Origin of the sequence: Bradyrhizobium sp. SZCCHNR1053 (assembly GCF_032381235.1) — a bacterium.
GTDB lineage: Bacteria > Pseudomonadota > Alphaproteobacteria > Rhizobiales > Xanthobacteraceae > Bradyrhizobium.
Genome location: NZ_JAUHJM010000001.1, coordinates 908,761 through 932,403, shown reverse-complemented (window position 1 = coordinate 932,403; position 23,643 = coordinate 908,761). Strand labels below are relative to the sequence as shown.

Sequence of the window (23,643 nt, the reverse complement as noted above, 5' to 3'; positions counted from 1 at the left end):
CCATCGCCAGACGAGGTCCGCTCCGATATGCCCTGATCCTGCTGGCGGCGATTGTGCCGGCCTGTGCGGCCGCGTTGCCGTTCGATTTCGTCTATCTCCGCGACATCGACCCGACGATCCTCCAGGACATCCGTTATGCCGGCAGCAACAATTTCGTCGGCCGCCCTTTGCCGGGCTACGAGGCGGCCGAATGCGTCGTGACGCGTGACATGGCGCTGCGGCTGCAGGCCATCCAAGCCGAGCTGCGGCCGCGCGGCCTGTCGCTGAAGATGCTCGACTGCTACCGGCCGGTGCGTGCCGTGGCGGAGATGCTGGCCTGGTCGCAGGACGGCGTCGAGACCACGGCCGGTCGCCGTTACACTCCGCGCATTGCCAAGCAGGACCTGTTCCGTCTCGGCTATATCGCCGTGCGTTCGAGCCATTCGACCGGTGCCGCGCTCGATCTCACGCTGGTCGAGCTCGCGGCGGACAATTCGGCGGTGTTCGATCCGGCCAAGGACTATGCCGACTGCACCGCGCCCGCAGCGCTACGCGCGCCCGAGGGCAGCGTCGACATGGGAACCGGCTACGACTGTCTAGATCCCAAGGCGCATACCGCCGCGCAAGGATTGACGCCCGAGCAGCGGCGCTGGCGCGATGAGCTGCTCTCGGCCATGGCGCGGCAAGGTTTTGTGAACTATGCCAAGGAGTGGTGGCACTTTTCGCTGCCGGGCGCTGGCGCGACCACTTATGTTTTTCCCATTCGGCCGCGCCGATGATCGATCTGTAGCAGGGCACGGCCATGACGCAGTCTTCCTTCGCGACCCATGAGGTCTTCAACCAGTCGCCGCCATTCGAGGACGTCAATCTGTTCACGGCCGACCGGCCGTTGATGGATGCCTTGAAGGCCAATGACGGGGCCGGGGCTGAGCGGGAGCTGACAGCTTTCGGCAAGCTATGGGGCTCGGCTGCGATGGCCGAGCAGGGCCGGCTCGCCAACGAGAACACGCCGAAGCTGCGCAGCTTCGACGCCAAGGGCTTTCGGCGAGACGTCGTCGAGTTTCATCCGGCCTATCATCAGATGATGACGCGCTCGGTCGAGGCCGGCCTGCACAATTCGACATGGACCGCCGAGGGCAAGCCTGTTGGCGGCGCGTCGGAGGTGGTGCGCGCGGCGAAGTTCTACATCGCCTCGCAGGTCGAGAGCGGCCATCTCTGCCCGATCACCATGACGCGGGCCTCGGTGGCGGCACTGGCCGCGCAGCCCGACCTGCTGGCGCGGACGATGCCCCTCATCGGCACGCGCAACTACGATCAGGCGTTTGCGCCATGGTGGCAAAAGCGCGGCATGACGCTCGGCATGGGCATGACCGAGAAGCAGGGCGGGACCGACGTGCGCGCCAACATGACGCGCGCTGAGCGTACCACCGATGGCTATCGCATCACGGGACACAAATGGTTCATGTCGGCGCCGATGTGCGACGCCTTCCTGGTGCTGGCGCAGGCCGAAGGTGGCCTGACCTGTTTCTTCATGCCGCGCTTCAAGCCGGATGGCTCGGTGAACGCGATCCATTTTCAACGCTTGAAGGACAAGCTCGGCAACCGCTCCAATGCCTCGTCGGAGGTGGAGTTCGCGGGCAGCTATGCCGAGCGGGTCGGCGACGAGGGCAGGGGCATCAGCACCATCATCCAGATGGTGCAATTGACGCGGCAGGATTGCGCGATCTCGTCGGCCGGCCTGATGCGCTCGGGGCTCGCGCACGCGCTGCATCACGCGCGCCACCGCAGCGTGTTCCAGAAGCATCTCGCCGACCAGCCGCTGATGCAGGCGGTGCTCGCCGACATGGCTCTCCATGTCGAGGCGACGGTGGCGCTGGTGATGCGGCTGTGTCAGGCGTTCGATCGTGCGCCTCTGTCGCCGCGGGAGGCGAACTACGTGCGGCTGCTGACACCGGCGATCAAATACTGGGTGTGCAAGAGCGCGCCGCCGTTCCTGTATGAGGCGATGGAATGCCTGGGCGGCAACGGCTATGTCGAGGACGGCATTCTCGCGCGCCATTTCCGGGAGTCGCCGGTCAATGCGATCTGGGAGGGCTCGGGCAACGTGATGTGCCTGGACGTGCTGCGCGCGCTGGCGCGCGAGGCGGAGGCGGCCGCGCACGTAGTGATGCATCTGAAAGCAGAGACCAGCGGGTTGCCCGGCGCGGCCGAGGCGCTCGCTTTCATCGAGAACAGCTTCCGCCGGCCGGATTCCGAGCGCGTTGCCCGGCTTGCGGTCGAGAAGCTGGCGCTGTTGGCAGCCGCGGCCGCACTCAATTCTGTCACGCCCGCTCACGCCGAACTGTTCGCCGCCACGCGGCTCGCCGCCGTGCATCCGAGCATGTATGGCGCGGTCGATCTCGATCCGACTGATATCCGTGCCTTGCTGGAGCGCGCCCTGCCTTGACCGATTCTCCTGAAGCCGCCGTCGCGGACTCGCTCGATCCGGCCAATCCACCACAACAGGTCGCGCCTGCGAAACACCAGCCGCGTACGCTCGGCTTCTGGTGGACCGCGCTGTGGGGCTTCGTGATCTTCATCGCGCTGTTCGCCGGCCAGGCTGCGGTGGTCGGCTATTTTCTGCTGATGCGGGACGGGCCGACCGACGCCGCTGCGCTGGTTCACATCGCCAGCCGCGGGCTGACCTTGTCGCTGTCGGTGATCATGGGCCTGCCGGCCGTGCTGCTGGCGGTCTATTTCGCCGTCCGTCACACCCGCACGCCCTTCGCCGAATATCTCGGCCTGCGCTGGACGTCGTGGAAGTATGTCGGCATCGGCATCGTGGGCATGGTGGTGATCGTCGTCGCCTGGGACCTGATGTCACGGGCGACGGGGCGCGAGGTCTCGCCGGGCTTCATGTTGGACGTCCTGAAGACGGCCAAGGGCGACGGCACGGTCTGGCTGATGGTGCTCGCCTTCTGCGTCGCGGCGCCGCTGTCCGAGGAATTGTTCGCGCGCGGCTTCCTCTATCGCGGCTGGTCGGATTCGTTTCTGCGGGTGCCGGGCGCGATCGTCCTGTCGTCGCTGGTCTGGACCGCGATGCATCTGCAGTACGACTGGTACTTCTTTCTCGAGGTGCTCGCGCTCGGCCTATGGTTCGGCTATCTGCGCTCGGTCAGCCATTCGACCTGGCTGACCGTCGTGCTGCATGGCCTCAACAACCTCGCCGCCACCGTGCAGACCATGTGGCTCGCCAGCGGCCAGTCCTGAGCGGCGGTGCTCAGCCGGCCCAGGCGATCGCGAGCGGCATGGTCAGCGCCGCCAGCACGGTCTGCAGTGAGATGATCTGCGCCAGCAGCGGCGCGTCGCCGCCCATCTGCTTGGCCAGCACATAGGCGCTCGGCGAGGTCGGCACCGCCGCGCAGATCGCGACCACCACGAGGCTCGGGCCGGTGACGCCGAACCATCCGGCGAGCCCGATCGCGAGGAGGGGCATCAAGACCAGCTTGAGCACAACGCCGAGCGCGGCGGCCGGGCCGGCGCGACGCAAGCCTTCGAAGTGCAGGCCGGCGCCGGTCACCAGGAGGCCTATCGGCAGCGACGCCTGGCCGAGCGCGTCGGCGGCATCATGCCAGAGTTTAGGCAGTGGCACCCGCGCGACGTTGAGCGCGAGGCCGAGGACGCAGGCCCAGATCAGCGGATTGCGCACGATGGTGGCGAGGATCTCGCGGAGCGAGCGGCGGTTCGGCGAGGCATAATGGGCGAGCACCGCGACGCTGAACACGTTGACCATCGGGATGATCGCGATCATCGCGACCGACGCCACCGCAAGGCCGGTGGGGCCGAACAGGCTGCCCGATACGCTAAGCGCGACGTAGGTCTGCCAGCGCGTCGCGCCCTGGAAGATCGAGGTGAAGGCCGGTCCGTCGACGCCGGCGCGCGCGAGCAGCGGCCGCAGGGCGAGGCAGAGCGCGGACATCGCCAGCATCGCCAGGAACAGCGCGCCGCCGATGCCGGCCACCGGCACCTTGCTGAGATCCGCCTTGACGAGGCTCTGCAGCAGCAGGACGGGGAACAGCACGTAGTAGGTCAATCGCTCCAGCCCGTGCCACTGGGTATCGAGCCGCATCAGGCTGCGCCGCAGGCCAAAGCCGACCACGATCAGCAGGAACACCGGCGCCAGCGCCGCGATGACGGGGCCCATGCGACTACTGACCCGAGCGGCGCAGCGTCGTCAGCCGGTCGAGCGCACCCTGCAGGATGAAGATCGCCGCATGCGTATCGATCACCTCGGCGCGTTTGGCGCGGCTGACATCCATGCCGATCAACTCGCGCTCGACCGCCGCCGTCGACAGCCGCTCGTCCCACAGGCCGATCGGCAGGTCGGTAAGGCCGGAGAGATTGCGCGCGAACGCCCGGGTCGATTGCGCCCGCGGCCCCTCGCTGCCATCCATGTTGATGGGCAGGCCGAGCACGAAGCCGACCACCTTGCGCTCGGCGCAAATGGCAAGCAGCCTGATGGCATCGGCCTTGAAGGCCTTGCGCTGGATCGTCTCGACGCCGGTGGCGAGCCGGCGATCGGGATCGGACACGGCGACGCCGATGGTCTTGGTGCCGAGATCGAGGCCGACGAGCGCGCCGCGCTCGGGCCAGCGGCCGGCGGCTTCGACAAGGGGGAGAATGGGGGCGGGCATGGCAATGCGCTTAACACGCAGGCGCGTGGCGAGCCAGCAGGTGAGGGCGTGCATCGCTTCGCCGCCCCGATGAAGCTCGCGCACGCGAGTCGACCGGCCCAGATGTCGAGCGTTGCAGTCTTTCCCGGATGCGCCGGCTTCGGATCATCAAGCGAAGCTGGTGGAGCGCGAGAGCTTGTTCCAGGCACTCACTTCGGCTTTCATGCCCTCGATCTTCTGCTCGACCAGGGCCAGCGCGTCCTCACCGAGGAACAGCCGTACAGGCGGTTTTTCGGCTTCCACGAGGGCAAGCAATGCCTGTGCGGCCTTCGCGGGATCGCCGGGTTGGTTTCCGCTCTTGGCCAATCGGGCGGCGCGAATCGGATCCATGACGGCGTCGTAGTCGGAAATGCTGCGTGGCGTGCGATCCATGGACCGTCCCGCCCAATCGGTCCGAAACTGACCGGGCGCAAGCGCAATGACGCGAATGCCGAAGGCGGCCACTTCCTTGCCGAGCGACTCCGAGATGCCCTCCAGCGCGAACTTGCTGCCGCAATAGAAGCTGATCCCGGGCATGGTGATGAAGCCGCCCATGGAGGTCACATTGACGATATGGCCGCGCCGCCTCGCGCGCATCCCCGGCAACACGGCCTTCATCATCGCGACAGGGCCGAACACGTTGGCGGCGAACTGCCGCTGCAGATCGTCGAGCGAGGACTCCTCCAGCGTGCCCTCGTGACCGTAGCCGGCATTGTTCACCAGTACGTCGATCGCGCCAATCTGCTTCTCGGCCTCTGCCACAGCAGCCGGGATTGCATCGAAATCCGTAACATCGATCACGAGAGGATGAGCCTTGCCCGCTGCAAGCGCGGCAAAAGCCTCGGCATCGGCGACCCTTCGCACGGTCCCGATCACCCGATGGCCGGCGGCCAGCGCGCCCTTTGCGAACGCTCGGCCCAAGCCCGAGCTGACGCCAGTGATGAGGAAGATCTTCGAATCGGCAGCCGCCATCGTCCAACTCCGCATGACAAGGTTATCTATATCATGATATAGATACTGCATGGCACGTGGCAAGACCGAACATTCATCCAGTGGCATGAGAGGCGAGCCGCTTCGTCGGCACGTCCTCGATGCCGCAGAGCGGCTTCTTCGTCAGGGCAGGGCCGATTTCTCGATGCGGGACCTTGCCGCTGAGGCGGGGGTCAGCTTCGCGACGCCGTTCAATCAGTTCGGCAACAAGGCCGCGATCATGCAGGCTCTCTCCATACGTCGGATCGACACCATGGAGGTGCGGTACGCCGCCGCGCCACCATCGAGAGATGCGAATACCCGCGTGCTATTGGCTATTGATACGGCGGTGGCAGTGATGTTGGAGAATCCAGACGTGAACCGGACCGTGATGGGATGGCTGGGTGCCGCCCAGGCTTCGCCCGGTCAGACGCTGTCCCGATCCACTGCCTTCTGGGCACTGGCCTTGGGGAAGGGAGAGGGACTGAGGGCCGGCCGGCGAGAACAAGCCCTGCGCTGCCTTCCAGAGCAACTCGCCTTCAGTTTCCGCGGCGTGTTGTCCTTCTGGACTGCGGGCGAATTGTCGGACGCGGCGCTCGCCCCGCGTGCGCGAGACATGGCGAGCGCCTTGTTGCTCGCCTACCTCCATTGACGTCCGATAGGGGCGGCTTGATCGACTGCCCCCCGATCCCTGGTCTCTGTCGGCCAGCTTCAGGCGCGCCTGCGGCGGGCTCCTTGTCCAAGGCTTGCTTTCGCAGGACGATTCCCGACTCCTCGTGAGGACGCGGCGCTCCCGGGATGCCCTCACGAGGAGATCGGCGGAGCTTAACGGATCGCGATCGGGTTGATCATGCCCTGGACGCCGCCGCGCCAGCGTGGCTGGCCGAGCACAAACAGGAACTCGTAGCCCTTGTCCTTGGCCAGTTCCGCCGTGTCCATGTTCTCCAGGATGTAGGTCCCGTTCATGGCGAGCAGGATCTGGTGCACCTCGAACAGGTTCGACGACTCGAACGGGATCGCCTCCACCGCCCAGTTGTCGGCGCCGACTGCGACCACACCCTTCGAGGTCAGGTATTTGGCGCCTTCGACGCCGAGACCGGGCTCGCCGGCGCCGTAACGCTTGTCGTCCTTGCCGATCAAACCAAGCCAGCCGGTGTGGAAGATCACGATGTCGCCCTGGCGGATCTCGACGCCCTGCTTCTTGGCAGCTTCCTCGATCTCCTTGACGTTGAACGCCGTGCCTTCCTTGACCACGTCGGTGTTGTAATAGGCGGCCATGTCGAGCAGCACGCCGCGCGCCACCAATGGCGGCACCTTCTCGATGCCGAGCTTCTTCAGGCCGGTCGGATCGGCGAAGTCGAGCAGCTTGTTGCCGTTGTAATAGACGTGCTCGATGCCGAGATGGCCGAGCCCGTCGATCTGGCTGCCGACGCCGACCCAGCCTTCGACGATGTCGTCATTGTAGGTCGCCTTGTTCGGGCCGAGGCCGGGAATTCCGGCCTGGCCCGGCTGCACCACGGTGATCTTGAACGAACGCGGCGGATAGGCCGGCGTCTTGGAATCGACGATCATGCCGAGCGGGTAGGTCTTGCCGGTCTTCACCAGCGAGGCGGCTTTGACCACGAGCTCCGGCGTGATGTAGTTGGCCGCGCCGATCTCGTCCTGTGGGCCCCATTTCGATTTCGTCCAATCCGGGGTCTTGTCCTGGGCATTGGCCGTCCCGATCGCACCCATCATGGCAATCGAGCAGCACAACACGAACGCGTTGCGCATCGCATTTCCTCCGACATGTTGACGTTTGTTGTGTTTCGCGCTGGCCAGCGCCACATCCTAACGTAGTAGAGGATGGCGCGACAAAATTATTTTCGCGCGCGTGCGCTGCACAGCGCCCGAAAGTCGCATCGGTCGAAATGGCCGCGTTTCACGGTCGAGAACGTCATTTCGCGCAATGGAATGTGACGCTCGCCGGCAACGTTCAGTACAATCTCCGGGTGAATCCGCTCAAGCCGCGATGTCGTGATCCCGGCCGGCGAGGCCGGCCATGAAGGCCGAGAGCGCGCTGCTGCGATGCGCCGCGCGGCGATGGATGAACAGTGTTTCGACCTTGGCATGAACTGCATCGAGCGTGTGCAGGCTGACGCTGCCGATCATCTCGTTGCGCGTCAATACGGCGCGTGGCAACAGCGCGACGCCCATGCCGGCGGTGACACAGCCGATCATGCCGTCGAGCGTGCCGAGCTCGATGCGCGCTGCCGCGGGCCAGCCGAAATCGTTGAAGACCTGCTCCAGCCGCTGCCGGTAGGTGCAGCCGGCCCTGAACACCAGCGCCGTCGGACCGGACGCCGTTGTCGCCGCACGCAGAGCCGGCAGGCTTTCGAAGCGCCGGGCCGTCACCAGCACCAGCTCTTCCTCGAAGGCGATGATGCCCGAGAGATCGGGATGGTCGATCGGGCCGGCCACGAAGGCACCCTCGAGCGTCCCGTCGAGCACTGCGGCCACCAGCTCGGCAGTTGGCGCCGTGCGCAGGCCGAGGGCGACCGCCGGGAAGCGTCGATGAAAATCCGCGAGCAGCGTCGGCAGCCGCACGGCGGCGGTCGTTTCCATCGAGCCGATCATCAGCGGTCCCTTGGGATCGCCGTCGTCGCGCGCCGCGAGCAGCGCTTCGCGCGACAGCGCCGCCATCCGGTCGGCATAAGGCAGCAGGCGCAGTCCGGCATTGGTCAGGGTCATGCCGCGGCTGTGCCGCTCGAACAATGCGGTGCCGACCTCGGCCTCCAGCGCCTTGATCCGCTGGGTCACGTTGGACTGCACCGTGTTGAGGGCTTCCGCCGCGCGCGTGATGCCGCCGGTGCGCGCAACAGCCGCGAAAGTCTGGAGGTCGCTCAGCTCCACGGCCAATCTCCGTTTTGAATCTGCGATGGCAGAGTTCTCAAGTATTCATTTTAAGAGAATGTTAGCCGCGCCTAAACTCGCCGTCCAGAGATGAGGAGACTGTGATGCCGCTACGGACGGCGCTGACAGAAGGGCTCGGCATCAGCCATCCGATCCTGCTGGCGCCGATGGATGGGATTGCCGATGCGCGGCTGGTGCGCTCGGTCAGCGGCGCCGGCGGCTTTGGCATTCTGGGCGGCGGCTACGGCAATCGGACGTGGCTCGCGCATGAAATTGCGGAGCTCGAAGGCCTGCGCGCGCCGTTCGGCATCGGCTTCATCACCTGGTCGCTGGCCAAGCAGCCCGATCTGCTCGACATCGCGCTCGCCGCGCGGCCTGCGGCGATCATGCTGTCGTTCGGCGATCCCGCGCGCTTTGCGCCTGATATCAAGTGTGCCGGTGCGCTGCTGATCTGCCAGGTGCAGAGTGAGGTGATGGCGGAGCAGGCGATTGCGGCCGGGGCTGACATCCTGATCGCGCAAGGAACCGAGGCGGGTGGTCATGGCGCGTCGCGGACCACGCTCGATCTCGTGCCGGCGATCGTCGACCTCGCGGCCGGCCGCTTGCCTGTGGTGGCTGCGGGCGGTCTCGCCGATGGCCGCGGCCTTGCGGCGATGCTGATGCTGGGGGCGGAGGGCGTGCTGCTCGGCACGCGCTTTTATGCCAGCCGGGAGGCTGCCGGCGCCGACGAGGCCAAGCGGCGGATCTGCGCGGCAAAATCCGGCGAGACCGTGCGCGGCATCATCTTTGATCTGTCGCGCAACAATGTCTGGCCAGCGCCGTTCACCGGCCGCTGCCTGGTCAACGATCATGCGCGCCGCTGGATGGGGCGCGAGGTCGATCTGCTGCAGCAGGTCGAGACCGTCTCGGCCGACTATATGAAGGCACGCGCCAACGGCAATTTCGACATTGCAGCGGTCATCGCCGGCGAGGCGGTCGGTCTGATCCATGATATCCCACCGGCCGGCGAGATCGTCGCGCGCATCGTCAGCGAGGCCGAGCACATTCTTCAGGGACGGCGCAATTCATCCGCCGTCTCAGCCGAGCAATAGGAGCAGACCATGTGGCCCGATCGCCATTTCGCTGATCTCGTCAAGACCGACCATCCGATCGTGCTCGCCCCGATGGCGGGCGTGGCCGACGCCGAGCTTGCGATCGCTGTGGCCGAAGGCGGCGGGTTGGGGTCGCTGGCGTGTGCGATGATCTCTGCCGACAAGATGCGCGAGCAGGTCAACATCTTCCGCCAGCGCATTGCCGCGCCGATCAACGTGAATTTCTTCTGCCACACCGCGGTCGAGGCCGATGCGATCAGCGAGGCCGGCTGGAGGCGGCGGCTGGCCTCCTACTACCGCGAGTACGGCATCGATCCCGATGCGGAGGTCCAGGCGGCCAATCGCGCGCCGTTCGATGAAGCGATGTGCCTTGCCGTCGAGGAGCTGAAGCCGGAGATCGTCAGCTTCCATTTCGGCCTGCCTGAGCCCGGGCTGCTCGCGCGCGTGAAGGCGACCGGCGCGGTCGTGATGGCGTCCGCGACCGTGGTGCGCGAGGCGGTATGGCTGGAGCGGAACGGCGCCGACGTCATCATTGCGCAAGGTGCGGAGGCCGGCGGCCATCGCGGCATGTTCCTGACCGACAAGCTCGCCGAGCAGGTCGGCACGTTTGCGCTGGTGCCGCAGATCGTGGATGCGGTGAAGCTGCCGGTGATTGCAGCCGGCGGCATCGCCGATGCGCGCGGCATCGCCGCGGCGTTTGCGCTCGGTGCATCCGGCGTGCAGATCGGCAGCGCTTTCCTGCGCTGCCCCGAGTCCAAGGTCAGCGTCATGGCCCGCGCCGCGCTTGCCGCCGCCGATGACGAATCCACCGTCATCACCAACGTGATGACCGGCCGGCTCGCCCGCGGCGTCGCCAACCGGGTGATGCGCGAGGTCGGGCCGATCTCGCCGGATGCGCCGGCGTTTCCGCATGCCGCGACCGCGCTCGGTCCGCTCAAGGCCGCGGCAGAGAAGCAGGGCAGGGTGGATTTCACCAATCTTTGGGCCGGCCAGGCGCTGCCGTTGGGGTGCGAGGTGCCGGCCGCCGAGCTGACGCGGAGCCTGGCCGAACAGGCTCTGGCGCGGCTGCGGAGCATGGCGGGCTGACACCTCGGGCGGGATGTTGCCCCAGGAAAGTCCAACGGCTGCCGGTTGCGGCGCGAAAGCGGGCTCTGCTATAGGGCGGGTTCACCTTGTCCCGTGAGGCCCTATATAATGTCGGTCGATGCCGCCACCGTCCGCCGGATCGCGCAATTGGCGCGGATCGCTGTCACTGACGCCGAGGTCCCGCATCTGCAGGGCGAGCTCAATGCGATGCTGGATTTCGTCGAGCAGCTGTCGGAGGTCAATGTCGAGGGCGTCGAGCCAATGACCTCGGTGACGCCGATGGCGATGAAGAAGCGTCAGGACGTCGTCAATGACGGCGAGATCGCCGACGACATCGTCAAGAACGCGCCGGCGACCGAGAACCACTTCTTCCTCGTGCCGAAGGTCGTGGAATAGCCAAGGGGTTGGATTGGTCGCTGCTCCGGCGCGATCGACCCGAGCCGTAACCGACAAGCGAGCCAACGCCATGTGCCTGCTCTGCGACGATGAAGCGGCCTACAAGGCCTATATGGACTATCTTGACGCGATGGAGCGGCAGGGCAAGGCCGCCGATCCGGACAAGGCCGTGAACGAGATTCTCGACCAGCTCGAAGCGGCCGCCAATACCAAGAAAGCCGCCCCTGCGAAGAACAAGTTCTTCGCGGACGACCCGGCCGACGACAAGACGCTTTCTCCTTTCTTCTGCAGCCCGATCAACAAATGACCGATTTGACTTCGCTGACGCTCGCCGAGGCCCGCAAGGGCCTCGCGAGCAAGACCTTCACGTCGCTCGAGCTGACCGACGCTCATCTCAAGGCCATTGAGGACGCGCGCGCCCTCAACGCCTTCGTGATGGAGACGCCGGATCAGGCGCGCGCCATGGCGCGCGACGCCGACGCCAGGATCAATAAGGGCGAAGGCGGGCCGCTGGCCGGCATTCCGCTGGGGATCAAGGATCTGTTCGCCACCAAGGACGTCCGCACCACGGCGTGCTCGAAGATCCTCGGCAATTTCGTGCCGCCTTACGAGTCGACCGTGACCTCGCAGCTCTGGCGCGACGGCGCGGTCATGCTCGGCAAGCTCAACAATGACGAGTTCGCCATGGGCTCGTCGAACGAGACCTCGTGCTTCGGCCCGGTCGGCAACCCGTGGCGCCGCGAGGGCTCCAACACCACCTTGGTGCCGGGCGGCTCGTCCGGCGGCTCGGCTTCGGCGGTGGCCGCGCTGCTCTGCATGGGCGCGACCGCAACCGACACCGGTGGCTCGATCCGCCAGCCGGCGGCGTTCACCGCCACCGTCGGCATCAAGCCGACCTATGGCCGCTGCTCGCGCTGGGGCATCGTCGCCTTTGCCTCGTCGCTCGACCAGGCCGGGCCGATCGCGCGCACGACCCGGGATGCGGCGATCCTGCTGCGCTCGATGGCCGGCCACGATCCGAAGGATACGACCTCGGTCGACATCCCCGTGCCGGACTACGAAGCGGCGATCGGCAGGTCGGTGAAGGGCATGAAGATCGGCATTCCCAGGGAGTACCGGCTGGACGGCATGCCGGCCGAGATCGAGAAGCTCTGGAGCGAGGGCGCGGCGTGGCTGAAGGCGGCCGGTGCCGAGCTGGTCGAGGTGTCGCTGCCGCACACGAAATACGCGCTGCCGGCCTATTACATCGTGGCGCCGGCCGAGGCGTCCTCTAACCTCGCGCGCTACGACGGCGTCCGCTATGGCCTGCGCGTGCCGGGGAAGTCCATCGGCGAGATGTACGAGAACACCAGGGCCGAAGGGTTTGGCGCCGAGGTCCGCCGCCGCGTCATGATCGGAACCTATGTGCTGTCGGCCGGCTATTACGACGCCTATTATCTGCGCGCGCAGAAGGTCCGCACCCTCATCAAGAAGGATTTCGAGGACTGCTTCGCCAAGGGCGTCAACGCCATCCTGACCCCGGCGACACCGTCGGCCGCCTTCGGCATCGGCGAGAAGGGCGGCGCCGACCCGATCGAGATGTATCTCAACGACATCTTCACGGTGACCGTGAACATGGCGGGACTGCCAGGCATCGCCGTGCCCGCCGGCAAGGACAGTCAGGGGCTGCCGCTCGGGCTGCAACTGATCGGCCGTCCGTTCGACGAGGAGACGCTGTTCTCGCTCGGCGAGGTCATCGAGCAGGCGGCGGGACGCTTCACGCCGGTCCGGTGGTGGTAAGCGTCGCCGATTTCAAGACGAGCCTCGCGGGCGACGCGCCCGCGGCCGGACTGTCGCCCGTGCTGACCGGCCTGTGGTGGCTGGCGAAGGGCGACTGGGACCGCTCGCACAAGATCATTCAGGACGAGACCGGCCGCGACGCGGCCTGGGTGCACGCGCATCTGCATCGCGTCGAAGGCGATCTCGGCAATGCCGCCTACTGGTATCGGCAGGCCGGGCAGCCCGTCGCCAAGGATGCATTGGATATCGAATTTGAGCGGATCGTCTCCGCGCTGATGGGGAGTTGAGGGCCATGACGGCAACCAGCGGCAAGCTGATGAAGGGCGCCACCGGCGACTGGGAGGTCGTGATCGGCATGGAGATCCATGCCCAGGTCACCTCGAAGTCGAAGCTGTTCTCGGGCGCCTCGACCGCGTTCGGCGGCGATCCCAACAGCCACGTCTCGCTGGTCGACGTGGCGATGCCGGGCATGCTGCCGGTCATCAACGAGGAGTGCGTGCGGCAGGCCGTGCGCACCGGGCTCGGGCTCAATGCCAAGATCAACCTGCGCTCGGTGTTCGACCGCAAGAACTATTTCTACCCCGACCTGCCGCAGGGCTATCAGATCAGCCAGTACAAGGACCCGATTGTGGGCGAGGGCGAGGTCGCGGTCGAGCTCGACGGCGGCAAGACCGCCACGATCGGCATCGAGCGCCTGCACCTCGAGCAGGATCCCGGGAAGATGCTGCACGACCAGTCGCCGTCGCTGTCCTATATCGACTTCAACCGCTGCGGCGTGGCGCTGATGGAGATCGTCTCCAAGCCGGACATCCGCGATGCCGAGCAGGCCAAGGCCTATGTGAGCAAGCTGCGCTCGATCCTGCGCTATCTCGGCACCTGCGACGGCGACATGGAGAAGGGAAGCCTGCGCGCCGACGTCAACGTCTCCGTGCGCAAGCCGGGCGGCCCGCTCGGCACCCGCTGCGAGATCAAGAACATCAACTCGATCAATTTCATCGGCCAGGCGGTCGAGGCCGAGGCGCGGCGCCAGATCGAGATCATCGAGGACGGCGGCGCGATCGAGCAGGAAACCCGGAGGTTCGATCCCGACAAGGGCGAGACGCGCTCGATGCGGTCCAAGGAGGAGGCGCACGACTACCGTTACTTCCCGGACCCGGACCTGTTGCCGCTCGAGTTCAGCCAGGCCTTCGTCGACGAGCTGAAGGCGGCACTGCCGGAGCTGCCGGATCAGAAGAAGGCGCGCTTCATCGCCGATGTCGGCCTCTCGCCCTATGACGCCTCGGTGCTGGTGGCCGAGCGCGAGAGCGCGGCGTTCTATGAGAGCGTGCTGGAGGCGCTGTCCGACCGGGCGCGCGACGGCAAGCTCGCCGCCAACTGGGTGATCAACGAGCTGTTCGGCCGGCTCAACAAGGAAGGCCGCGACATCGCGTCCTCGCCGGTGTCGGCTTCTCAGCTCGCCGCGATCGTCGCGCTGATCGGCGAGGGCACCATCTCCGGCAAGATCGCCAAGGACCTGTTCGAGATCGTCTGGAGCGAGGGCGGCGAGCCGCGCGAGCTGGTCGAGAGCCGCGGCATGAAGCAGGTGACCGACCTCGGCGCGATCGAGAAGGTGGTCGACGAGATCATCGCCGCCAATCCGGACAAGGTGGCGCAGGCGAAAGCGAAGCCGCAGCTGGCCGGCTGGTTCGTCGGTCAGGTGATGAAGTCGTCGGGCGGCAAGGCCAATCCGCAGGCGGTCAACGACATCCTGAAGAGCAAGCTCGGCATCTGAAACGGCGATCGCTCGTCTTCGTTCCAGCGGCGCGCACACGGTGCGCGCCGTTTTGTTTGACCCGACGACTTCGCGAATCGCTGCGCGCGATTCGCAAAAAAGCCACCATTGCCGAGCGTTCGAACGCACACGAGGGCGTGTGCAATGAAAATTTTTTCGTTGCCAAAATTTACGACTCAGAGTCCGCGCGCCGCCTTCATCGTGCGAGTCCGCGCCTTGCGATGTGCACGCCGCCGCTTTCGCGCTGTCATGTAGCAGTTCAGAAAATGCTTGCAGCGTAGGCTTTTCCTGCAATGTCTATCAGTAGCGCGCTTGGCGTCGCGCGCAGCCGCGTGCGCGTTTGCGATGTCGAACCTCGCACTGCTTCGCGCGTTGCGTCAGCCGCGTGCGCGCGCGCCTGTCAACACTTCCTTAAGCCGGAAGCTGTTTTTTTTCACTCGTTGGTGTATCGATGAGGAGTGCAGCTCGATTCCCGAGTGCACGCATCGACTAAGCCATCTCACATCGGAGGGCAACATGGCCAAGAAAGCGAAGAAGGCGAAGAAGGCAGTGAAGAAGGTCGCGAAGACCGCGGCGAAGAAGACTGCCAAGAAGACCAAGAAGGTCGCCAAGAAGAAGTAACTCTCGCAGTCCTTGCGAGATGAGTCCGGCAGCTGATGCCGGCACGTCGTTGGAACGCAGGTCGGCATAGCTCCTCGCGAGCCGGGTAGATCTCCTGAAGCTCCAACAGACGATAGAGGGTGTCGGCGAGACATCAGGTCAACGGTCGGATCGAACTCGAGAGCGGCTTCGCTCGCGGTGCGGTCCGGCAGAAGAAACAGGATTTCTTCGTTCGGTGCAGATCGCGTTTCCGGTCTGCAATCTCACGAGCGGCTATCAGCCAGAGTGGGATCTGATCCTGACGTGTTCGCCGACGCCCTCGATCCTTGAGCACCGCGCCTCCGGCGACTGCGTGCCTTCCAGTCTCCCATAGACGAACGACCTTATTAGAAACTCGGTGCACGCGTACTCGTGCTGCAGTGCGCTACGCAATCTCCCGCACCCTGTGTCGAGACGTGTCCGGTCCCAGTGCGGCTGTTGACCGCCTGTGTGGTGCGCTCCGCCCCGGAGCGGTGAAGCGCTTTCGCGGATGGTTAGGGGTTTGCCAAACAGAACGGTAAACCGCTCTTTGCCGAGTTGAAGAATCCATTTCGAATCAATGTATTGAAGCCGTCCCGGGAAAATGCGGGGTTCCGCGTTCAGGGCTCGTTCAGCACGATGTTTAAACTGCCTTTCAAACTTGATCGGTCATCCTTCGCGCATAAGCCGCGAGACGGCATGGGGATAACCAGGCGTTGAACAGTTGGACGGGGGCGTGCTCGGGTGACCGGCCGCCTCCTCGGGCGAAGGAGAGCGACGATGTTTCAGGGACAACTCAATTTTGATGATGTGACCACCGCGGAGCAGGGCGCCAGCGGCGATGTCCTGTTCGAGCTCGGCATGCTCTATGCGAGCGGTCGCGACGGTGCGGTCGATCTGATCGCCGCGCACAAATGGTTCAATCTCGCCGCCCTCAGGGGGCGCGTCGACGCCGTGGCAATGCGCCGCGAGGTCGCCGAGCAGATGTCGGATGCCGAGATCGCGACCGCGCAGCGCGAGGCGCGCGCCTGGATGACTGCGCACTGAGCGAGCTAGGCCGCGACTTGGCGGATCTCGCTTTCGGTGCGAACCATGCCGCACGAGCCAGTTCGCCGGCCGCGAACCGGGAGCGCTGGGGTGACCCGCGCTCGATCGTTCATTCTCGTGGGAAGCGGGCCTCGTCGCGCGCCTATGAATCTCCTATCTGTCGTCCGATGTGACGCAGGCAGGTGGGATTGATGGCATGGGCCAGGCACGGCGACAGGCGCGGCGGCAAGAGCTGATCGACTGCCATGACTGCGGCAGCGGCGTCTCCTTCAGCGCAGTGGCGTGCCCGCATTGCGGATCGACCGAGCCGGCCGGGCCTGCGGTGCAGAGCCGGCGCGAGTTGAAGCGTCTGCGGGTGGAGGCCCACAACGACCGCCGCCTCGTCGTGGTGACCGTGCTCTGTGCGGGCCTCGGCGCCATCTACGGTGCCGTGATGGGAGCAGGAGGCGCGGCGTCATGGTGGGCTGCGCTGGGCTATGGCTTCGTCGGCACCGTCATCGGCGTGCCCGCCGCCTTCGTGATCAACCTCATCCGTGGTCTGTTCGATTGAACCCGCGCGTGATCGCGCGGCAACCGTGATCACGGCGGCCACGGTCCGTTACGATCCGGCAGGTGCGTGAACGGCTCGGCTTTGATGCGGATGATCAGGGGTAGGGGGCTGCTGGCCGCGCCGACGGGCGGCTGGCGGAGACGGAGGGATTCGAACCCTCGATAGGGCTTTACAACCCTATAACGGTTTAGCAAACCGCCGCCTTCAGCCACTCGGCCACGTCTCCAGCGAGGGTCGGTATGCCCGACGCCGCGCTGAGCCGCAAGCGGCAGATTGCGTGCGGTTTCGAAATCCTCACAGGGCTGCGTCTTCGCCGGATCGGCCCCGGACGGTGATCTCCACCGTTGGCGATCGATCCGAGCTGAGCCTGCCGTTTGATCGGACGCGGCACGGCATGGAAGTCGCCGGGCGGCGCAGGCCCTCTCGATGGTCCCTGATATAGAGCGTCACCAATATAGAGGGGCGCCTGGAACGACGGGCCGGTGGCAGGGGCGCAGAGGGCATCGTCCTCCGGTCCGATTCTCGTTCAGCGCCTTAGCTGGATTCGTGGCCCCGGTGCCTGACTTGGGGCGGGTTCCTGGCGGGCGAGTGCTCGCGGCCCTGAACACCCAAAATTGCGTTGTGACAAAACGATAACATAAACAGCAAGTTAGGTGTTCCCGCAGAACCACGGTCGCGTGCCTTTTGTGCAACACCAGTCCGAAAAGGCGCCGCCTGGGCGCCGCAATGATGGTTCCTTTGTTGCGTGTGCAAAGGCCTTCGGTAATTCTGCTCGCACGACGAAGGGGGGCATCCCGACGTCGTCCCGTTTAGGTCGTTCGCTCAAGTCCCTCGCGTTCATGCGGGTGTGTCCCATAGCGCGAAGCGGCTGAGCGACGGGTCGAAGAGGGATAACGGTACCAACCCCAAGGGTGTCTCTCACCCAGCGGAGGCGGAACCTTCCCTGACTGAGCAACTTGGAGGTTTAACATTATGAACACGATCAAGAGCCTTGTCCTGGGCTCGGCGGCCGCTCTCGTCGCCATGTCCGGGGCTCAGGCAGCTGACCTTCCGATCAAGGCCAAGGCGGTCGAGTATGTGAAGGTCTGCTCGCTTTACGGCGCTGGTTTCTACTACATCCCCGGCACCGACACCTGCATCAAGCTCGGCGGCTACGTCCGCGCCGAGACCTCGTTCGCCAGCAACGGCCAGTACAACAACGCTGTGAACGGCGTCTCCGGTGGCAACAACCGCCACAGCAACTACTACTACAGCCGCGCTCGTCAGGACCTCAACATCGACACGCGCACCGCGACCGAGTACGGCGTGGTTCGTACCTATGCCGATCTGACGTTCACCTGGACCAGCGGCACCTACGCCGGCTCGGGTTCGGCGACCGGCGCAACCGCCTACTCGACGGCCGGCGCTCCTGGCGCACAGGCCGACGGCAACATCGCGCAGGGTGGCCTGGGCGTGTACTACGCCTTCATCCAGTTCGCTGGCTTCACCATGGGTAAGGCCGTGTCGCAGTTCGACGCGCCCTGGACCAACTACCCGGGCAACAACTTCGACGGCCTGTGGGGCGGCGGCGGCACCGTGACCGGTGTCAACCAGTTCAGCTACACCGCCGACTTCGGCTCGGGCATCACGGCGGCGATCTCGGCGCAGGACGCGACCCAGTACTACACGACGAACCTGTGGAACGTGTCGGGCATCACTGCAGCCAGCATCGTTGGCGGCTCCTACGGCACCAACTCGTTCGGCGGCAACGTTGCTCCGGACATCGTCGGCATGGTCCGCGTCGACCAGGCCTGGGGTCTGTTCCAGGCGTCGTTCGCGGCGCATGACAACCACACCGGCTACTACGGCGCCACCGAGCTCACCGGTCACCCGGCTGACAAGTGGGGCTGGGCGGCTCAGCTGGCCTTGTCGATCAAGAACATCCCGACCGGCCCCGGCGACACCATCAACATCCAGGGCGTCTACACCAACGGTGCGAGCCGTTACAACGCTCAGAGCCTGGTGCCGACCACCTACGCGATGTACGGCGGCAGCAGCACGGCTGGTGTCTACGGCACGCTCGGCTTCGCTGGCGTCAGCGACTCGGTCTTCGTGACCGGCGGTGAGCAGCAGCTGACCACGACCTACGGCTTCCGTGGTGCTTACACCCACAACTGGAGCCCGACCTGGAACTCGGCGATCTACGGTTCGTGGGCTGCCGTGAGCTACAACAACACTGCCAAGGGCCTGATCTGCGGCAGCGCGGCGATGGGTGCGATCGCGGGCGCAGGCTTCACCTGCAACCCCGACTTCAACATCTCCTCGCTCGGCTTGATCACCCGTTGGACCCCGGTCAAGAACCTGACCTTCTCGGCCGACGTGGCCTGGACCAACCTGGACCAGAAGTACTCGGGCAACATCGCGTACCCGGGTTCGGCCACGGTTTCCAAGCCGGCGGCGACCTACCAGCTCAAGGACCAGAACTCGGTGTCCTTGCTGCTCCGCGCTCAGCGCAACTTCTGATCCTGATCGTCTGATCGGGATTCAAGAGCCCCCGGCATGAAACTGCCGGGGGTTTTTGCTGTTTGTGGCAGCGCATTCCGGCCCAGCACCCGAGTCAGGCTCGCTCGAAGATCGATGCAAGATCGGCAACTGAGACAAATCAAAATCGGCGGCTGAGGTAATGAGGAGGATTCCGAACGCCTCGTTGATCGAAAATCACTTTCTTTTCAGTGACTTGACAGTCTGTCGGTATCTTTTTTAAATTGGTGTTGAAAACAGATGAGTTGATAAGCTAATTTTGTCACGCGCTGATAGCGATCCCTCCTCAAGAGGACACTGCCGATCCAAGTTCGACGATCATATGATGTTAGACTCCACGAAACCTCTGGCGATGCCCCGCCGGAGGTTTCTTCATTTCAGGATCTCCTCGTCGCCCGGTTCCTGAGGTTGGCTATCGGTTGCAACGTACCGGTGCAACCGCTGCGCGTCAGCGCAAAGCATCCATCGTAGACCAAAGGTCGGAGCAAAATTCCTTGCGCATCGGCTTGACCGGGAAATCCCGGGTGGTCACGATGACCGCCAGATGACGGGGCCACACCGTCACGCCAGCGAGGAATCAGTCCAAGATGAGTTCGGAAGGCTCTGTGGGAGTGCTGCGTCCGTGGTCCGAGCAAGACGATCTGGCGGGCGCCATCACGCGGTTGCTGGAGGCGCGGCCGGAGGGCCGGGCCGAGCTTGCGGAATGTCTGGCGGTTGCGCAGCGGATCGACGCCAGCGACGACGAGTCCTGGTATCGCGAGTGGATGCAATGCGCGGATGCAATGAAGGCTGCCGCCGCCGACGCTGTGAGCAGCGGCCGTCCCCAGCTGGCGTTGCGCAAATGGTCGCGCGCGGTCGATTGTTATGAGGCTGCGGCCTGTCCGTTCAGCAGCTCACGCTCCCGCCAGGCCGTCGTGCTGTCCCGCATGCGCGAATGTGCGCGCGAATTCCTGCGCTGCGCCGATCCGCAAGGAGAGGTCGTCACGATTCCCTGGCGCGCGGACTATTCGCTCGAAGCCTATTTCCTGCCGGCGCGCTGCGAGGCAGGCAGGGCGCCCACCGTCATCTGCATCGGTGAGCCCGGCCGTCGCAAGGAAACGTCCCTGTTCAAGCTTGCAGCCCATGCGGAGCAGCGCGGCTTGGCGTTGCTGGTGGTCGATCTGCTGGGCAGCGGACCGGACTGCCGTTTCGAGGAGATCGTCGGCCGTCGCGATCTCGAATCAGCCATCGCGAGCGTGACGGACTACGTGACGTCCCGTGATGACGTGGACGAAGGCCGGATCGCGATCCTGGCCGACGACTGGAGCTCGTCCTTCGTCGCGCGCGGCATCGCACTCGATCCGCGTTATGCTGCGGCGGTCTGCGACGCCGGCTTGTGGGACATTCACGAGCGCGTCTTCCTGTCGCGCCGACCCGGTGCGGGCGAGCGGGGCAGGCTGTCGATCGCGACCGATGGGCTGGCGGCGCGGCAGATCATGTGTCCGCTGCTGGTGACGGTGCCGGAGCGCGGCTGGCTTCGAGCCGACATCGCAACCCGGCTGATCGCGCAGATCAAGCGCGAGCACCCGGACATCACTCTGAAGATCGTCTCCAGCGCGGGCGCCGATTGGCTCGAAGCCGATGCCTTCGTCTTCGACTGGATCGCCAAGCGTCTGGCGGGGTCTCCGCGGCCTCCAGGTTGACGCGACCGCATGTCTGCGCTCGCTGCCTGTAAGAGGCGGTCGGGCCGTGACCGCCTCGGGGGGCCTCAGAGCCCCATCGTGAGTCGCGCGCTGGCCTTTTCGAAACGGTCCTTGAGGCCAGCCAGCTTGTCCGTGAAGGTCGCGAGCTCACGAGCGTCGAATTCCTCGAAGATGAAGCCGAAGATCTGCGCTTGCTGAGCCTCCAGCTCGGCGAACTGCTCCGATGTCTTGGCGGTGAGCGACATCCGGACCACGCGCGCATCGTTGGGGGCGGGCTTGCGTTCCATGAAGCCCTTCTTCTCGAGCAGCTTCGACTGCGTCGTGACGAAGGAGGGGTCGACGTGCAGCCGCTTGGCCGCCGCATTCACGGCAACTCCCTCGCCTTGATCCAGTTCGGAGATCGCCATCAGGATCATCCATTGGGGGCCACTGATGCCGATTCTCTTGGCCCAGAAGTACCTCAGCTCCTCCAGATGGACGTTGATCGTGGAGATCTCCCTGGCGAAGCGAAGAATGGCGTCGCGATTCTTCGGCAGATGTTCGGCAGTCTTCGGTTGCGCGTCCGCTTCCACAGGTGCGGCAGACATGTTCTTCAAGGGCGCCATTGCTCAGGAGTTCCGGTACGAAGCTTGACCCTAAAGAAAAAAAATCCGCAACAAAATCACTTATCTAGGAGGACATCCGTCGTCCCCCGTGCGCTGCACAACAAGCTGCCATTGTGTTGCCCTTAAGACACATTTCGGCTTCATTCAATTACCTGACTGCATAAACTATTTTGCTTACCGAATGAGCGAAGGCATAGTTCCTGGCGACGGTGGGGGGTTACTCGATCGTCCCGTGACAGGTGGTTCGCTTAAGTCCCTCGCGTGATGCGGGTGTGTCCGATGGCGCGAAGCGGCTGAAGCGGTTTTTCGGGAGCGGAGGAAGCGGATCGTCCTGGGGGATCTTGGTCCGGTTCTTTCTCAAAAGAGCAACTTGGAGGTTTAAATGAAGACGGTTAAGAGCCTTGTCCTCGGCTCGGCGGCAGCTCTGCTCGCCATGTCCGCGGCTCAGGCGGCCGACCTTCCGATCAAGGCCAAAGCGGTCGAGTATGTGAAGGTTTGCTCCCTGTATGGTGCGGGCTTCTACTACATCCCCGGCACCGACACCTGTATCAAGCTGGGTGGCTACCTGCGCGCCGAAGTGGTCGCCGGCAGCAACAGCATCTTCAACGGAACGTTCAGCGGCCAGGGCGGCGCACACAACCGCCTCAGCAACTACTACACCTCTCGTGCTCGTGAAGATCTGAACATCGACACCCGCACGGCGACCGAATACGGCGTGGTCCGCACCTTCGCCGACCTGACCTTCAGCTGGACCTCGGGCGGCTATGCCGGCACGGGTTCGGCCACCGGTGCGACCGCCTACTCGACGGCGGGTGCGCCTGGCGCTCAGGCCGACGGCAACATCGCGCAGGGCTCGCTCGGCGTGTACTATGCCTTCATCCAGTTCGCCGGCTTCACGATGGGTAAGGCCGTGTCGCAGTTCGACACGCCCTGGACCAACTATCCGGGCAACAACTTCGACGGTCTCGCTGGCGGCGGCGGCACGGTCACCGGCGTCAATCAGCTGAGCTACACCGCTGACTTCGGCTCCGGCATCACGGCCACGGTTTCGGCCCAGGATGCGACTGCCTACTACCAGAACAACCTCTGGAACGTGGCTGGTTCGACGGCGGCTGGCGTGATCGGTGGTGCTTACGGCACCAGCGCCTACGGCGGCAACGTTGCTCCGGACTTCGTCGGTATGGTCCGCGTCGACCAGGCCTGGGGTCTGTTCCAGGCGTCGTTCGCGGCGCATGACAACCATGTCGCTTACTACGGCGCGTCCGAGACCTCCGGCCACCCGGCCGACAAGTGGGGTTGGGCGGCTCAGCTGGCCCTGTCGATCAAGAACATCCCGACCGGACCTGGTGACACGATCAACGTGCAGGGCGTCTACACCAATGGTGCGAGCCGCTACAACATCCAGAGCCTGATGCCGAACAACTACTCGATGTACGGCAGCACGGGTCTGGCTGGCGCCTATCAGAGCATCGGCTTTGCGGGCGTGGGCGACTCGGTCTTCACGACCGGCGGTGAGCAGCAGCTGACCACGACCTACGGTATCCGTGGTGCTTATACGCACAACTGGAACCCGGCCTGGAACACTGCGATCTACGGGTCTTGGGCTGCCGTCCGTTACAACGGCACTGCCAAGGGCCTGATCTGCACCAGCCCCGGCGTTGTCGCGGCCTTCAACGCGGGTTCGACCTGTAATCCGGACTTCGATCTGGCCACCATCGGCCTGATCACGCGCTGGACCCCGGTCAAGAACCTGACCTTCTCGGCCGACTTCGCCTACTCCTGGCTCGACCAGAAGCACTCTGGTTCGGTGACCTCGCCGGCGGTTGCTGCCGTCGCGAAGCCGGCCGCTGTGTACGAGATCAAGGATCAGCAGTCGGCTGTGCTGCTGCTCCGCGCTCAGCGCAACTGGTGATCCAGACCGTCTCATGACGGTTTGACCAGCCCCCGGCAGGCAACTGCCGGGGGTT

Annotated in this window: 22 protein-coding genes and 1 tRNA gene; 16 read left to right on the top strand and 7 right to left on the bottom strand. The window is 65.0% G+C overall.

The features are described 5' to 3' along the window. The first annotated feature begins 32 nt into the window (after positions 1-32). The 3 genes from QX051_RS04460 to QX051_RS04450 are packed head-to-tail and all read left to right on the top strand — an operon-like array spanning position 33 to position 3,228. Positions 33-758 carry a M15 family metallopeptidase gene (locus QX051_RS04460; protein WP_409998064.1) on the top strand — a complete coding sequence of 242 codons (726 nt, stop codon included), beginning with the start codon at positions 33-35 and terminating at the stop codon, positions 756-758. Positions 759-781: 23 nt separating this feature from the next. After that, entirely contained in the window at positions 782-2,425 is a 1,644-nt protein-coding gene (locus QX051_RS04455; protein WP_315775211.1) for an acyl-CoA dehydrogenase family protein, read from the top strand. Then, the gene (locus tag QX051_RS04450; RefSeq protein WP_315775210.1) at positions 2,422-3,228 is read left to right on the top strand and encodes a CPBP family intramembrane glutamic endopeptidase; all 807 of its coding nucleotides are present in this window, start codon (positions 2,422-2,424) and stop codon (positions 3,226-3,228) included. The genes QX051_RS04455 and QX051_RS04450 overlap by 4 nt, the downstream gene beginning before the upstream one ends. 10 nt (positions 3,229-3,238) lie before the next feature. On the opposite strand, the gene QX051_RS04445 is transcribed toward QX051_RS04450, so the two are convergent. The 3 genes from QX051_RS04445 to QX051_RS04435 form a co-directional block, all read right to left on the bottom strand. Further along, positions 3,239-4,162 (bottom strand): AEC family transporter, encoded by a 924-nt coding sequence (locus QX051_RS04445; protein WP_315775208.1) that lies wholly within the window; start codon positions 4,160-4,162, stop codon positions 3,239-3,241. A 4-nt stretch (positions 4,163-4,166) separates the two neighbouring features. Next, entirely contained in the window at positions 4,167-4,652 is a 486-nt protein-coding gene (ruvX, locus tag QX051_RS04440; protein WP_315775206.1) for a Holliday junction resolvase RuvX, read from the bottom strand. Positions 4,653-4,799: 147 nt separating this feature from the next. Next, entirely contained in the window at positions 4,800-5,642 is an 843-nt protein-coding gene (locus tag QX051_RS04435; protein WP_315775204.1) for an oxidoreductase, read from the bottom strand. Between the two features lie 49 nt (positions 5,643-5,691). Between QX051_RS04435 and QX051_RS04430 the strand changes: the two genes are divergently transcribed. Beyond that, complete coding sequence (locus QX051_RS04430) at positions 5,692-6,291, top strand: TetR/AcrR family transcriptional regulator (protein ID WP_315775202.1); 600 nt, start codon at positions 5,692-5,694, stop codon at positions 6,289-6,291. Between the two features lie 173 nt (positions 6,292-6,464). On the opposite strand, the gene QX051_RS04425 is transcribed toward QX051_RS04430, so the two are convergent. Together QX051_RS04425 and QX051_RS04420 are read right to left on the bottom strand one after the other, a co-directional pair. Beyond that, entirely contained in the window at positions 6,465-7,412 is a 948-nt protein-coding gene (locus QX051_RS04425; RefSeq protein WP_315740280.1) for a cyclase family protein, read from the bottom strand. Between the two features lie 228 nt (positions 7,413-7,640). Then, the gene (locus tag QX051_RS04420) at positions 7,641-8,531 is read right to left on the bottom strand and encodes a LysR family transcriptional regulator (RefSeq protein WP_315775200.1); all 891 of its coding nucleotides are present in this window, start codon (positions 8,529-8,531) and stop codon (positions 7,641-7,643) included. Between the two features lie 104 nt (positions 8,532-8,635). Between QX051_RS04420 and QX051_RS04415 the strand changes: the two genes are divergently transcribed. From QX051_RS04415 to QX051_RS04375, 9 genes are all read left to right on the top strand, one after another. Then, entirely contained in the window at positions 8,636-9,622 is a 987-nt protein-coding gene (locus QX051_RS04415; RefSeq protein WP_315740278.1) for a nitronate monooxygenase, read from the top strand. A gap of 9 nt (positions 9,623-9,631) precedes the next feature. After that, positions 9,632-10,708, top strand: a complete 1,077-nt coding sequence (locus tag QX051_RS04410) for a nitronate monooxygenase family protein (RefSeq protein ID WP_315775199.1) — start codon at positions 9,632-9,634, stop codon at positions 10,706-10,708. A gap of 108 nt (positions 10,709-10,816) precedes the next feature. Beyond that, a complete protein-coding gene (gatC, locus tag QX051_RS04405) occupies positions 10,817-11,104 on the top strand; it encodes an Asp-tRNA(Asn)/Glu-tRNA(Gln) amidotransferase subunit GatC (protein ID WP_315773127.1) in 288 nt (95 codons plus the stop codon). A 70-nt stretch (positions 11,105-11,174) separates the two neighbouring features. Further along, the gene (locus tag QX051_RS04400; protein WP_315775314.1) at positions 11,175-11,411 is read left to right on the top strand and encodes a hypothetical protein; all 237 of its coding nucleotides are present in this window, start codon (positions 11,175-11,177) and stop codon (positions 11,409-11,411) included. Beyond that, a complete protein-coding gene (gene gatA / locus QX051_RS04395; protein WP_315758608.1) occupies positions 11,408-12,883 on the top strand; it encodes an Asp-tRNA(Asn)/Glu-tRNA(Gln) amidotransferase subunit GatA in 1,476 nt (491 codons plus the stop codon). Before QX051_RS04400 ends, gatA begins: the two co-directional genes overlap by 4 nt. Further along, positions 12,874-13,170: a hypothetical protein gene (locus QX051_RS04390; RefSeq protein WP_315740273.1), complete on the top strand. Its 297-nt coding sequence runs from the start codon at positions 12,874-12,876 to the stop codon at positions 13,168-13,170. Before gatA ends, QX051_RS04390 begins: the two co-directional genes overlap by 10 nt. A 5-nt stretch (positions 13,171-13,175) precedes the next feature. After that, on the top strand, positions 13,176-14,654 hold the full coding sequence (gene gatB, locus QX051_RS04385) for an Asp-tRNA(Asn)/Glu-tRNA(Gln) amidotransferase subunit GatB (RefSeq protein ID WP_315775198.1): 1,479 nt from the start codon (positions 13,176-13,178) through the stop codon (positions 14,652-14,654). A 1,398-nt stretch (positions 14,655-16,052) separates the two neighbouring features. Further along, positions 16,053-16,319 carry a hypothetical protein gene (locus QX051_RS04380; protein WP_315740271.1) on the top strand — a complete coding sequence of 89 codons (267 nt, stop codon included), beginning with the start codon at positions 16,053-16,055 and terminating at the stop codon, positions 16,317-16,319. Between the two features lie 196 nt (positions 16,320-16,515). Next, positions 16,516-16,869, top strand: coding sequence for a hypothetical protein (locus QX051_RS04375; RefSeq protein ID WP_315775197.1), 354 nt, complete (start codon positions 16,516-16,518; stop codon positions 16,867-16,869). 132 nt (positions 16,870-17,001) lie between these two features. On the opposite strand, the gene QX051_RS04370 is transcribed toward QX051_RS04375, so the two are convergent. Then, a tRNA-Ser gene (locus QX051_RS04370) sits at positions 17,002-17,095 on the bottom strand. A 746-nt stretch (positions 17,096-17,841) separates the two neighbouring features. Between QX051_RS04370 and QX051_RS04365 the strand changes: the two genes are divergently transcribed. Then, positions 17,842-19,371 (top strand): porin, encoded by a 1,530-nt coding sequence (locus tag QX051_RS04365; RefSeq protein WP_315740269.1) that lies wholly within the window; start codon positions 17,842-17,844, stop codon positions 19,369-19,371. Positions 19,372-19,994: 623 nt separating this feature from the next. Continuing rightward, the gene (locus tag QX051_RS04360; RefSeq protein WP_315775195.1) at positions 19,995-21,071 is read left to right on the top strand and encodes a hypothetical protein; all 1,077 of its coding nucleotides are present in this window, start codon (positions 19,995-19,997) and stop codon (positions 21,069-21,071) included. Between the two features lie 65 nt (positions 21,072-21,136). Here QX051_RS04360 and QX051_RS04355 read toward each other — a convergent pair whose 3' ends face one another. After that, a complete protein-coding gene (locus QX051_RS04355) occupies positions 21,137-21,658 on the bottom strand; it encodes a MarR family winged helix-turn-helix transcriptional regulator (protein WP_315740267.1) in 522 nt (173 codons plus the stop codon). A 400-nt stretch (positions 21,659-22,058) separates the two neighbouring features. On the opposite strand from QX051_RS04355, the gene QX051_RS04350 reads away from it, so the two are divergent. Further along, positions 22,059-23,588 carry a porin gene (locus QX051_RS04350; RefSeq protein WP_315740266.1) on the top strand — a complete coding sequence of 510 codons (1,530 nt, stop codon included), beginning with the start codon at positions 22,059-22,061 and terminating at the stop codon, positions 23,586-23,588. The last annotated feature ends 55 nt before the right edge of the window (positions 23,589-23,643 follow it).